Here is a 12326-nt window from a genome sequence, read left to right on the forward strand (position 1 = left end):
TCCTTTGTTGCCGTAAATGCTATCAAAGGAGCGGCATCAAACCGCGACAGGTCCAGAAGGCCGCAGCCGTAGCCGTTATCTCAACACGCTCCTGCTTCAGCTGATCAACGAGCGGTGGATCGACGGATATTGCGCGCTCTGGGGAAACGATGTGAATGGTCACTCCCAACGGATCGAAAACTGGCCGCTCTGGCAACCTCAATCGCTGGTCAAAAGGGTCACATGCGTATCGCCAAATTTGCGGCGATCGATCCGAGTGAACCCGTCCGGTGCATCCATTGGCGTGCTTTCTTCCCAGACAACGGTCGCCCCCTGAGCCAGCCAGCCCCCCTTCAGCGCCGCAGCCAGAGCCTGCTGCCCGATGCCCTTACCATAGGGGGGATCAAGGAAAACCAGGTCGAACGGGGCCGCGTTCCACACGCCCAGCGTAATGGCATTACTGCGCATCAGGTGAACGTACTCTTCCACACGTAGTTTTTTGACATTCTCGCCAATGAGCTTTTGTGCCGCGCGACCGTTTTCGACGAACACCACCTCACGCGCACCGCGCGACAGCGCCTCAAGCCCCAACGCGCCGGTCCCTGCAAACAGATCCAGCACCCGCGCGCCATTGATAACGTTCAGGTGTGTCAGCATGGAAAACAGGCTTTCGCGCACGCGGTCAGAGGTGGGGCGCAAATGCGCTACCGCATCGCCCGCGCCCACTTCGGCCAGTTTAGTCGCGCGAAATTTGCCGGATATAATCCTCACGTTTTCAACAACGCTTTTAGGTCAGTTTCCGCATCTACCACCACTTCAGCAGCTGGTGACTTGCCGCTTTCGATCAGCCGTTTGCCAACCATATATCCGCGCGGATCATTGGCGGCATCCACGGCCAGCAATGTCTCACCCAGATAGTACCAGAATGACACGGGCCCCGGCGCGGCGCCGCGTGTCACCACCCTATCGTAGCCTGTGTTCAATCCGGCAATCTGCAGTTTAACGTCATACTGGTCCGACCAGAACCACGGCTTCGCGACATAGTCTTTTTCCGCGCCCATCAGGTTTTCCGCGACAACTTCGGCCTGCTCGATCGCGTTTGGCACGCTCTCTAGCCTGATCCGGTTGCCGCGATACGGGAAGGAGGCGCAATCGCCGGCCGCCCAGACATGCGGCACACTGGTTCGCCCCTGCGCATCAACGGCGATACCATTATCCAAGGCAATCCCCGCCGCCTCGGCCAGCGCAGTGGCCGGTGCCACGCCCACGCCAACGATAACAAAATCGACTTCCAGTTCGGTTCCGTCGGTCAGGACAGCGCCGCTCACGGCCCCTTCGCCCGTCAACCGCTCCAGCCCGACACCCTCACGCAAGTCAACGCCGTGGCTTTTATGCAGGTTGCGGAAAAATTCCGAAGTCTCCGGCGCGGCGACCCGCTGCAAGATGCGGGGTGCCATTTCGACCAATGTCACGTCCAGCCCCAACTTGGCCGCGACCGAAGCCGCCTCAAGCCCGATGTATCCACCACCAACGATCAACACACGCGCGCCCGTGACAAAGCGCGGCGCCATCGCATCCACATCAGCAAGACCGCGCACCACATGCACATCGTTCAACGCGCCGCCGATAGCCGCAGGCAGCCGGTGGGGAACCGAACCTGTGACCAACACAAGATTATCATAAGTCAACATGCCGCCGTTCACAGCGATTTGCTTATTGGCCGTATCAATCGCATCCACCTGCGCATCCAGCATCAGATCGATCCCCTGCTCGGCGTAGAAACTCAGGGGGCGCAGATACAGTCGCTCAAGCGCCATGTCCCCCATCAAATAGGCCTTAGACAGCGGAGGCCGTTGGTAAGGCGGCTGCGGCTCTGCGCCGATCAGCGTGATCTTTCCGTCAAATCCGGCAATGCGCAATTTGACCACACAAGAAGACCCTGCCTGCCCCGCTCCGACAACTACGATATGGCGCATGGATAATCTCCCTTGAAGCACTGGCCCTGCCCGTTTCCAGACCCTATATCTGCGATAAGGACAAACGCAATCACATGAAAGGTGAGCAAATGCCGATTTCACAAGGTGACACACTGCCCGACGCCACGCTGGTACAGATGGGTGCCGAAGGCCCCATGCCAGTCAAAATGAGCGACAAGACCAAAGGCCGTAAGGTTGTGGTGTTTGCTGTCCCCGGTGCGTTTACGCCTACATGCCACTCAGCGCACGTGCCCAGCTTTGTGCGGACCAAAGGTCAGTTTGACGCCAAAGGCGTAGACGAAATCATCTGCGTCTCCTGCAACGATCCCTTCGTGATGCAGGCATGGGGCGAAGCGACTGGCGCGACTGAAGCCGGTATCACGATGCTGGCCGATGCATCCTCCGAATTCACCAAAGCTTTGGGTATGGACTTTGACGCCGCCCCTGTCGGCCTTGTGGCCCGCTCCAAGCGGTACGCGATGCTGGTTGAAGACAACAAGGTAACGCTATTCCAGCCGGAAGAGAACTCCGGCGTTTGCGACATCTCCGGTGGTGAAAGCCTTCTCGACAACATGTAGAACGATAAAGGGCCGCAGTTAATGCGGCCCTTTTTACATTAACCGAAATTATCTCCGTAAGTTCCGGTGGCGGCCTTAGCCAGCTTTTGCCTGATAAATCGTCCGTGTCGGGAACGGGATATCCACACCAGCTGTGTCCAACGCTTCTTTGACCTTGCGGGTCATATCTGCGCGGAAGGCGAAATACTCGGATGCATCGCACCAGACACGCACCAGAAAATCAACCGAGCTATCACCAAGATTTGTGACCTGAATGAACGGTTCAGGGTCTGCATGCGCGCGCGCATCTGCCATAATTGTTTCGCGGATAATCTCTTCGGCTTGTTTGAGGTTCGCCCCATAGCCAACACCAAACGTCCACTCGGCACGACGTGTGTCGTTGATTGAGTAGTTCGTGATGATGTTTCCCCAGACTTCGGAGTTCGGCACGATCACCTGAACATTGCTAAGATTAGCCAGTTCAGTAAAATTGAGATTGATCGCTTTCACTGTGCCCATCACATCTGCGACTTCGACAAAATCGCCAATCTTGATAGGACGGAACAAGATGAGCATGACACCCGCCGCAACGTTGGACAGTGTACCTTGCAGCGCCAAACCAATTGCCAGACCTGCCGCACCGATCACTGCCACAACAGATGTTGTCTGCACACCGAACGTATTAAGCACGAACAGGACGGTGAAGCCCATCACGACATAGCGCACGATCGAGGCCAAAAACTCGAACAGCATGTCATCCAGATGCCGATTCTTTTTGCTAAGTCGAATAATCCGCCGTTGTAGCCATGCGGATATCATCCAGCCGATAAACAGGATCGCCACAGCACCCAATACCGAACCAGCAGCTGATGCGAGAAATTCGATGGTCAGTAGATCTGCAAAGGTTTTGCCGTTCCAGATTTCAGTCTGCATTAAATTGTCGAAAGTTTCCATCGTCTCACAGTCCGTCCATCTTGCGTGCCAGTTTCGCGTCAAGGGCGCTCAGCCCGTCTACGTCATGCGTAGTCAGCGTTACCGTGACCTTGTTGTAAGTGTTCTGCCACTCGGGATGGTGATCCCATTTTTCTGCCCAGAATGCCGCCCGAGTCATCCAGCCAAAGGCATCGGCGAAATCGTTAAACTTAAATGTCTTAACAATCGCGTCCCGGTCTTCGACCATGGCCCAGCCGTTGGTCAACAACGGGTTCAATAGCGCCCCGCGGGTCTCTGCACTTAATTTTTCTGTCATTCTTGTTCCTCAACTTCTGTTCTTTTGAAGGGGCCGTACTCGGTCAGCACCTCTATTTCTTCTTCTACCGCGGCGCGCTCTGCCTCCAGATAGTCACCCACAGCTCGCGCAAAACCCGGATCACGCATCCAATGCAGCGACCACGTAGGCGTCGGCAGATAGCCACGCGCCAGCTTATGTTCGCCCTGAGCGCCTGCCTCCACTGTTCCCAGCCCCATCGCAATCGCGATATCTATGGCCTGATAGTAGCACAACTCAAAATGCAGGCATGAATGGTGCTCAATGCAGCCCCAATACCTGCCGTACAACTTATCAGCGCCGATAAAGTTCATAGCACCGGCAACCCAGCGGCCCTCGCGCTGCGCCAGCACCAGCGCCATGTCATCGCGCAGCACGTCTTGAGCGATGTCGAAAAAGCGCCGCGTCAGGTAAGGCTGGCCCCATTTGCGCGCCCCTGTATCCTGATAAAAGACCCAGAAGGCGTCCCAGTGCTCAGGGCGCAGATCATCGCCGGTGAATGTCTCAATGGTGCCGCCGAAAGCTTGTGCCGTCGCGCGTTCCTTACGCATATTCTTGCGCTTGCGCGAACTGAGCGTGTCCAGAAACGCGTTAAAATCAGGATAGCCTTGATTGCGCCAATGGAACTGCTGGCTCTTGCGCGCCATCAGACCGAATTCTTGCGCGCGGGCCGCCTCCTCAGTGGTACAGAACGTCACGTGGAGTGAACTGAGGCCGTTGTTCTCTGTCAATTGCACCGCCCCCTGAACCAAGGCGCCAAAGCCCGCATTTTCAAACCCCGGTCGGGTCAAGAAACGCCGCCCCGTGGCGGGGGTATGCGGGACCGCGATCTGCAACTTGGGGTAATATCGTCCACCCGCCTGCTCATAGGCATGGGCCCAAGAGTGGTCAAAAATGTATTCACCCTGACTGTGGGACTTGGCATAAAGCGGGGCGACCGCGACAATCTGGCCCTCGATACGGGCCGTCAGGTACTGCGGTTGCCACCCCGTGCCGGGACCGACGCTCCCGCTGTCCTCCAGCGCCTTCAAAAACCGGTGCGTGGTAAACGGGTCATTCGGACGCCCACCGTCCACAGCTTCGGGACAGGCGCAGGCATCCCATTCAGCAGCGTCAATCTCTGACAGCGATCCAATGATCCTGATCTCTACCTCTTGGGCGTTCATGTGGATATTCCTGTTGCTGCTCCGCCCTTAAAGGTGGCACGCGCGAAAGGATGTTCAAGCGCCCAATGCGGCGTGGTACTTCTCGAACGTGATGTTATCGGCCACCTGCCGCGCTTGCGCCTCTTGTTCGGCACTGCGGACAGTCCAACAACAGATCATAGCACCGGCAGCCTTAAGCTCCGCCACTCTCGGCCGATCCAGATCGGTCACCTCATGGCTGATGAAAGACGCGCCTACACGGTCATAATCGGGAATAGCGCGCAGTTCCGCGCAGACGGCTTCGGATAGCGGCCAATCCTCCGGCAGATAGGCCGAAGTTGTCAGCCCGCGCGGGACGTGAGGGACCAACACCTGCATCGCGGCCACGGAATGTGGATTGAACGACATGACGGCGATCTCTCCGACGTAGCCGGCCAAGGCGTCAGCGGTCGCACGCTCCAACGCCCCCACCGAGGCACCCATCGCGCCATCCTGATCTTTCAGCTCGATCAGCAACGGCACCTTCCCGGCGACCAGCGCCAATACCTCAGGCAGATCCGGGATGCCTTCGTTGCCACCGCGCAGGGCAGTGGCCTTCAGTTCATCCGAGTTGAACAGTTGCACCGCGCCCTGCTTTTCGGTCAGACGCTCGAGATGGTAGTCGTGAAACACCATCGCCGCGCCATCGCCGCTAAGCTGCACATCTATCTCAATGCCATACCCAGCCTCAATCGCCGCGCGGATAGCCGCGCGGGAGTTTTCAGGCCGACCATCTGTGACATCATGCAACGCGCGATGCGCCAACGGTACGGTGGCAAAGCTGCGGGGCAGTATCGGCGTCGTCATGATATTTCGAAGATGCCTTCGATTTCGACAGCGACGCCCAGAGGCAAAGCACCCGCAGAGACGGCTGAGCGTGCGTGACGACCGACATCGCCCAATGCCTCAACCAGAAAATCGGAGCACCCGTTGACCACCTTTGGTTGGTCGGTGAATTCTTTGGTCGAATTCACAAAGCCAGTCAGCTTAACAACCTGCTTGAGTCGACCAAGATCGCCGCCACAGGCCGCTTTGACCTGAGCGAGCAATTGCAACGCGCAGGTTTTGGCGGCAGCAGCGCCGTCCTCAACACTCATATCATCGCCCAGAACGCCCGTGATCAACCCGCCGTCGTTGCGCGAAATCTGGCCTGACACATACAGCGTGTTCCCAACCTGTACGAAGGGCACATAGTTGGCCGCAGGTGCCGCGGCGTCTGGCAGGGTGATCCCCAGATCGGTCAAGCGTTGTTCGATGCTCATGATGATATTCCTTTTGATCGGTTGAGTTGCGCAGACGCTAGCGCCGTTGATCGCTCTGCGAAAGACCCTGTATCAGCTTTCGCGCCACGACTTGATGAAATAATCTGTCACCGGCTTGAGCAGGTATGTCAGAGGCGAGCGATCACCGGTTTTGATGAATGCATCCACTGGCATACCGGGCAGCAGGATCGTTCCTTTGGGAAGCCGTTCCATCTCACCCGGCGATAGCGTGATCTCGGCCCGGAAATAGCTGCCACCCGTAACCTCATCTGTCAGCGCGTCAGCCGAGATGAGCATCACGCGACCTTTAAGTTCAGGCGTCGTCCGTTGATCAAGCGAAGACAGTCGCAAGTTCACTTCCTGCCCGACCGAGATTTCATCAACATTGGTCGGCATGACTTGTGCCGCAATCACCAGCGGGCGGTCTTGTGGAACCAGAAACATCAGCGGCTCTGCGGCACGGATCACCGAGCGGGGCGTGGTGACCTGCATGGAATAGACAATGCCAGAGACAGGCGCGCGGATATCCAACCGGTCGATCTGTGAGAGCAGCGCACGGCGTTGCTCGACCAAAGAAAGCTCGCGGTAGCGAATTTCGCGCAACTGTGTGATCGCTTCTTCACGTCCCGATGTGCCCAGCTTCAACTCGACGATCTCGATCTCTGTGATCCGGCCCTCAGCCTGCGCACGCGCGGCGATGAGACGGCCAATTTCACCAGTCAGGCTCGCCTTCTCCTGCTGCAAACGCAGCACCGACGCCGCCTGCGCCAAACCGTCATCCAATAGCTTTTGCTGGTTCACCAACTGCGGCTCAATCAGTTCCAACTGTGCGGCAAGCGACGTTTCCTGCGCGCGTATGCCCTTTATCTGGTCCTCGATCTGGTTGCGCTGTTTGCCCAATTGTTCAATCTCGCGGTCGACACTGTCACGGCGCGCATCAAAGAGATTGCGCTGACCGTCCATCAGTTCCAGAGCATCCGCGTTTATCGTGCTTGCCAGTATCAGCGCTTTTGGGAATGCGACGGTGTCGGTCTCGTCGCGCTGCGCCTCAAGACGGCCCCGCCGCGCCATTAGTTCAAACAGTTGCCCTTCGATCAGGGTCAACTCTGAGCGGGATTGCTCGGGATCAAGCTGCAACAACAGATCACCAGCCTTAACCAGATCCCCCTCATCCACCAGAATTTCCGCGATTGTGCCACCCGTGTCATGCTGGACAACCTGACGGTTGCGATCCACTTCGATACGGCCAGATGCAACAATAGCGCCCGCGATGTTGGACATAACGGACCACGCACCGAAACCTCCGACCAGCACAGCAAGCCCAAGAAACCCGATCAATACAGGGCGGGTAGCGCTCCATTTTTTGGTAGTGCTCATGTTACGCCGCCTTCACCTTTAGGTGCTTTTTGAATTTCCTGATGGTTCTTTACCATCTCTTTAAGCACTTCATCCTTCGGACCGAAGGCCATCCGCACACCGCCGTCCAGCACTAAGAGCGTGTCACACTCCTGAATAGCGGCAGGTCGGTGAGCCATGATCAGCACAGAGCGCCCCGTAGCCTTCATCCCCCTGATCGCCTGATTGAGCGCCTGAGAACCCGTGTTGTCCAGATTCGAGTTCGGCTCATCAAGCACCAGAATAACCGGATCATCATAGAGCGCCCTTGCAAGGCCGATCCGCTGCATCTGCCCGCCTGACAGCCGCACCTGACCGGAGAGGATCATGGTGTCATATCCGTCGGGCAGTTCAAGGATCATCTCATGCGCAGCGGCCATCTTCGCGGCGGCGACAACCTTTGCATCATCCGGCGTATCTGCCAAACGCGCAATATTCTGCGCGATCGTGCCATCAAACAGCGACACGCGCTGCGGCAGATAGCCGATGTGCCGGCCCAATGTTTCGCTGCCGTAGTGTTCAAGCGCGGCACCATCCAGACGAACCGATCCGCCCGCCGGACGCCAAACGCCCGTTAACGTACGCGCCAGAGTGGACTTGCCCGCACCGGACGGACCAATCACCCCGACTGCCTGCCCCGGCTCTACAATAAACGAAACAGATTTCAGTGAGGCCTGTTTTTCGCCCGGTGGTACAACGGTCAGGTTCTTCGCAACCAACCTTGCCTGCGGCTTGGGCAGCTCCGTGCGCGGACCTTCAGCCGACACCGCGCCCAACAGTTCTGTCAGATTGTTCCAGCCAGTCGCGCCACGCTGGACCAAGGGCCATTGGTTCAATGCCATCTCGACTGGCGCCAGCGCGCGACCCAACAGGATTGAACCTGCAATCATTGCGCCTGGTGTCATCTCGTTCTGCAAGACCAGATAGGCGCCCATCCCCAACATTGCAGACTGCAGGAACAAGCGGATCGTTTTGGTCATTGAGGTAAATGTGCCGCCCACGTCCGTTGCGACCACCTGCCCAGCGAGCGCTTCGCTGCGCGCTTTTTGCCAGCGGGTAAAGGCTGCGTTGCGCATACCCATCGCCTGGACCATTTCCGCCTCGGTACGGATCTGGTCAGCCATGCTGCCGGCCTGCTGACCCGCAATCGCTGCGCGAGCCTGCGCACCGCGTGACAGATATTGATTCGCTATCGTTATCGCGATCAGAACAGCCGCGCCGACAAGCGCAAGATAACCCAAATAGACGTGGAAAACAAAAATGCCCGCAAAGAAAATCGGCGTCCAAGGCAGGTCAAAGGCGGCCATCAACACCGGTGAAGTAATCAGGCGCTGCACCGCCTCCAGATCACCGAGGCTGCCGTTTGTCTTGGCATCCGGTGCCACTGCCGATTTGCGCACAACCGCGTCAAACACCCGCCGATCCAGATCATCCTGAAACCGCGCGCCGACCCGCGCCATGATCCGTCCACGGGTATAGTCGAGAACCCCCATGACACCGTAGAGGAACAATACCAGTAGCGATAGCGCGACCAGAGTCTCTAGACTGCCAGAGCCCAGAACCCGGTCATATACCTGCAGCATATAGATCGGACCGGTCAGCATAAGAAGGTTTGCAAAGGCTGAAAACAGCCCAACCGTCCAATAAAGCGTGCGACTGCGTTTGCGGACCTGCCGAAGCTCTTCACGTCCGCGTTTGAGTACATCCGTCTGCATCGATACCTTTCCGAGAACCGCTCAGCGGCCAATCAAATTAATCCCGTAACCGTCGGGCAAATAATATTATTCTATATGGGTTTATGTAATCACACTCGTCAAAAAACCAATGGGTCCGAATCTGCGCATCATGCTTTGCCCGGACAGCACCGCTTGCGCCGCGCGGCTCACCTGTCCCTCCCTTGGGAACCTGATGACCCGCTGCCTCCGTTGCTGCCTACACCAAAGATATCTTGCAGAACCTGATCGATAATATTGGTTGGGCGCTGTTTCTGCTGGGAACGGGAAGTATCTCCAATCGGAGCTATCTCGTTCACGTCACCCTGAAAGACCACTTGCGCCGGTGCAGGTTCAGCCATGGGCAGCGGCTTCAAGGGCACCCCCTCATGCACACGCGTCATAACTTCGCGCCAGATTTCGGCAGGCAGCCCGCCGCCTGTCACACCCTTTAGGGGCGTGTTGTCATCATACCCCATCCAGACTCCTGCAACATAGTCAGCAGAGAACCCGATAAACCACGCGTCTTTGGCGGCCGATGTGGTGCCCGTTTTACCAGCAAGCTGACGACCGCCAAATTGCGCGCGTTGGCCAGTGCCTTCGGAGACGACTTTCTCCATCATGTAAATGAGCTGCCTTGCGGCGCTTTCCTGAATAACGCGTTCCCCAATGCCGCCACCGGTGCCCATCAAGGGCTCTGAATCGCCGCGCAACGTCAGGTCAACCAGCCCGTATGGCGTCACAGACGAACCGCCGTTGAGGATACCAGCAAAGGCACCCGTCATCTCGATCAGGGTGCTCTCTGACGCGCCTAGCGCCAGCGCGGGGCCAGCGGCCAGATCATTCTTGATGCCGAATTGCGAGGCAACCGCACTGACCGTTTCGCGGCCTACGGATTCCGAAATCTTCACCGCCGGAATATTCAACGACTGCGCCAAAGCATTCGTCATCGTCGTTTGACCGACAAAGAGGTTGGTGTAGTTCTTCGGGCACCACTCTCCCGATCCGGGCGTGTAAACACAGTAAGGACTGTCATCGACCAAATCGTTTGGCGAATAACCAAGGTCGAGAGCCGCCGCATAGACGAACGGCTTGAACGCCGAACCTGTCTGGCGCAGCGCTTGGGTCGCCCGGTTGAACGCACCTGACACTTTGGTTTTACGTCCGCCTACCATCGCCCGCACGGCGCCATCCGCGCTCATCACCACAATAGCGGCTTGCGCTTTGGAGCCTTCGCTGACCTTATTTTCGAAAATCCAGTTCAATCCAGCCACGGCTGCGCGCTGCATGCGAGGGTCCAGCGTTGTCCGGATAATTACATCCTCGGTGGTATTGCGGGTAAAGAACTCGGGTCCTGTCGACATGACCCAATCCGCGAAATACCCGCCTGCGCGCGCCTCTGCCGCGTCAGACAGCTCTGCCGGGCTGGCCTGTGCAACAGCTTCCTCTTCGTCCGACAGATACCCCTGCTCTTTCATCAAGCGCAGCACGATCGCGGCCCGATTGCGCGAACGCTCAAGGTTTGAGGTTGGCGACAAGATGCTTGGTGCCGTCAACAAACCAGCAATCGTCGCGGCTTCTGCTGGATCAAGAGTGGCCGCAGACTTTCCGAAGAACCGCTGCGCCGCAGCTTCGGCACCATATGCCCCGCCGCCCATATACGCGCGGTTCAGATAGATCGATAGGATCTCATTCTTGGAGTACTTCGCCTCCATCGCCATAGCATAGACCGCCTCCTTGGCCTTACGCTTGAGCGATCCGCGACGGCACTCGGCCTCATACTCGGCCTCTGTTTTACCGGCACTCGGGTCGAACGGCTCTCCGAGACACAACAGCTTAGCGGTCTGCTGGGTGATGGTTGAGCCCCCGTGACCGGACAGCGGCCCGCGCCCTTCGCTCAGGTTGATGCGCACCGCTGAGGCAATACCACGCGGACTGAGGCCGAAGTGCTTGTAGAACCGTTTATCTTCGGTCGCGATGACTGCGTTCTTGAGGTGGGGTGAGACTTTCTCTGCAGTTACTGCACCACCAAATTGGTCGCCACGCCACGCATAGACTTCGTTGTTATTGTCCAACATCGTGACCGAGCCCTTGGCACGACCGTCCAAAAGCTCTTCGACTGGTGGCAAGGTGGTATAGAAATAGCCCACAATCAGTGCCAGCACCGCAAAGCCAAGCAGCACGCTGCGCGAGACGGTCACCCAAATCAGTCGGAAAAACCACCGCACTAGCGCGCTCAACAAACCCAGAATGCCACCACGACGCTGGCGCGGCGCTTTGCGGGGCTTCTTTGCCTTGGCCTTTGGCTTCGCAGCCACCTTCGTCGTGGTCGATTTACGACCATATCGTTTGTCAGCAACCAACGGGCTTCTGCGCTTTGGTGAATCACTCATGGAATCTGGCCTGCTCGCCTATTGTTTTGCGGCACCTTAGACCGCTCGGGCCGGATTGTTTAGCATTTGATCCGCCCCAGAGCCTCATATTTACGCCTACTTTTTAAGCATAAAGTAAAATATGCTCATTTTTTAACCATTCAACCCCAAAACGGCAAGACACATACCTGCATCAGCTTCCCTTCGACCAACCTAATCCGGTTTCCTGCAACTGCATTTAGCAGGATAGCCTGCGAACCAAGAGGGGACAATTAGGTGAAACTCATCATTGCCACGATCAAACCGTTCAAACTCGAAGAAGTCCGCGAAGCGCTGACAGATGCGGGTGTACGCGGACTGATGGTCACAGAGATTAAAGGGTTCGGCGCGCAGTCAGGTCATACCGAAATCTATCGCGGCGCGGAATACGTCGTGAACTTTGTACCGAAAGTAAAGCTGGAGCTTGTCGTCTCAGACAGCGTGGCGGACCAGATGGTCGAAGTCATCAGCAAGACAGCCCAGACCGGCAAGATCGGTGACGGCAAAATCTTTGTGCTCGATGTCGAGCAGGCCGTGCGCGTGCGCACAGGTGAAACCGGCGAAGACGCTCTGTAAACTAAAG

12 protein-coding genes are annotated in these 12326 nt (G+C 57.3%); 2 read left to right on the plus strand and 10 right to left on the minus strand.

From position 1 onward, the window contains the following. Positions 1-198: 198 nt before the first annotated feature. Both rsmD and V7730_RS15645 read right to left on the minus strand, forming a co-directional pair. On the minus strand, positions 199-750 hold the full coding sequence (gene rsmD / locus V7730_RS15640; RefSeq protein ID WP_335748533.1) for a 16S rRNA (guanine(966)-N(2))-methyltransferase RsmD: 552 nt from the start codon (positions 748-750) through the stop codon (positions 199-201). After that, positions 747-1955 (minus strand): NAD(P)/FAD-dependent oxidoreductase, encoded by a 1209-nt coding sequence (locus V7730_RS15645; protein ID WP_335748534.1) that lies wholly within the window; start codon positions 1953-1955, stop codon positions 747-749. Before V7730_RS15645 ends, rsmD begins: the two co-directional genes overlap by 4 nt. An 89-nt stretch (positions 1956-2044) precedes the next feature. Here V7730_RS15645 and V7730_RS15650 point away from each other — a divergent pair, with 89 nt between their 5' ends. Beyond that, a complete protein-coding gene (locus V7730_RS15650; protein WP_335748535.1) occupies positions 2045-2533 on the plus strand; it encodes a peroxiredoxin in 489 nt (162 codons plus the stop codon). A 75-nt stretch (positions 2534-2608) separates the two neighbouring features. Here V7730_RS15650 and V7730_RS15655 read toward each other — a convergent pair whose 3' ends face one another. The 8 genes from V7730_RS15655 to V7730_RS15690 form a co-directional block, all read right to left on the minus strand. Continuing rightward, positions 2609-3466 carry a mechanosensitive ion channel family protein gene (locus tag V7730_RS15655; RefSeq protein ID WP_335748536.1) on the minus strand — a complete coding sequence of 286 codons (858 nt, stop codon included), beginning with the start codon at positions 3464-3466 and terminating at the stop codon, positions 2609-2611. A 4-nt stretch (positions 3467-3470) separates the two neighbouring features. Next, entirely contained in the window at positions 3471-3761 is a 291-nt protein-coding gene (locus tag V7730_RS15660; protein WP_335748537.1) for a 4a-hydroxytetrahydrobiopterin dehydratase, read from the minus strand. Further along, on the minus strand, positions 3758-4945 hold the full coding sequence (locus V7730_RS15665) for a GNAT family N-acetyltransferase (protein ID WP_335748538.1): 1188 nt from the start codon (positions 4943-4945) through the stop codon (positions 3758-3760). The genes V7730_RS15660 and V7730_RS15665 overlap by 4 nt, the downstream gene beginning before the upstream one ends. Positions 4946-4999: 54 nt before the next feature. Beyond that, complete coding sequence (locus V7730_RS15670; protein ID WP_335748539.1) at positions 5000-5770, minus strand: glycerophosphodiester phosphodiesterase family protein; 771 nt, start codon at positions 5768-5770, stop codon at positions 5000-5002. Continuing rightward, positions 5767-6225 (minus strand): RidA family protein, encoded by a 459-nt coding sequence (locus V7730_RS15675; protein WP_335748540.1) that lies wholly within the window; start codon positions 6223-6225, stop codon positions 5767-5769. The genes V7730_RS15670 and V7730_RS15675 overlap by 4 nt, the downstream gene beginning before the upstream one ends. A gap of 72 nt (positions 6226-6297) precedes the next feature. Continuing rightward, positions 6298-7602 carry an HlyD family type I secretion periplasmic adaptor subunit gene (locus V7730_RS15680; protein ID WP_335748541.1) on the minus strand — a complete coding sequence of 435 codons (1305 nt, stop codon included), beginning with the start codon at positions 7600-7602 and terminating at the stop codon, positions 6298-6300. Continuing rightward, a complete protein-coding gene (locus tag V7730_RS15685; protein WP_335748542.1) occupies positions 7599-9335 on the minus strand; it encodes a type I secretion system permease/ATPase in 1737 nt (578 codons plus the stop codon). Before V7730_RS15685 ends, V7730_RS15680 begins: the two co-directional genes overlap by 4 nt. Positions 9336-9502: 167 nt before the next feature. Then, complete coding sequence (locus tag V7730_RS15690) at positions 9503-11725, minus strand: transglycosylase domain-containing protein (protein WP_335748543.1); 2223 nt, start codon at positions 11723-11725, stop codon at positions 9503-9505. A 255-nt stretch (positions 11726-11980) separates the two neighbouring features. Here V7730_RS15690 and V7730_RS15695 point away from each other — a divergent pair, with 255 nt between their 5' ends. Next, the gene (locus V7730_RS15695; protein WP_335748544.1) at positions 11981-12319 is read left to right on the plus strand and encodes a P-II family nitrogen regulator; all 339 of its coding nucleotides are present in this window, start codon (positions 11981-11983) and stop codon (positions 12317-12319) included. Positions 12320-12326: the final 7 nt, after the last annotated feature.

Source organism: Sulfitobacter sp. (assembly GCF_036961165.1).
Lineage (GTDB): Bacteria > Pseudomonadota > Alphaproteobacteria > Rhodobacterales > Rhodobacteraceae > Sulfitobacter.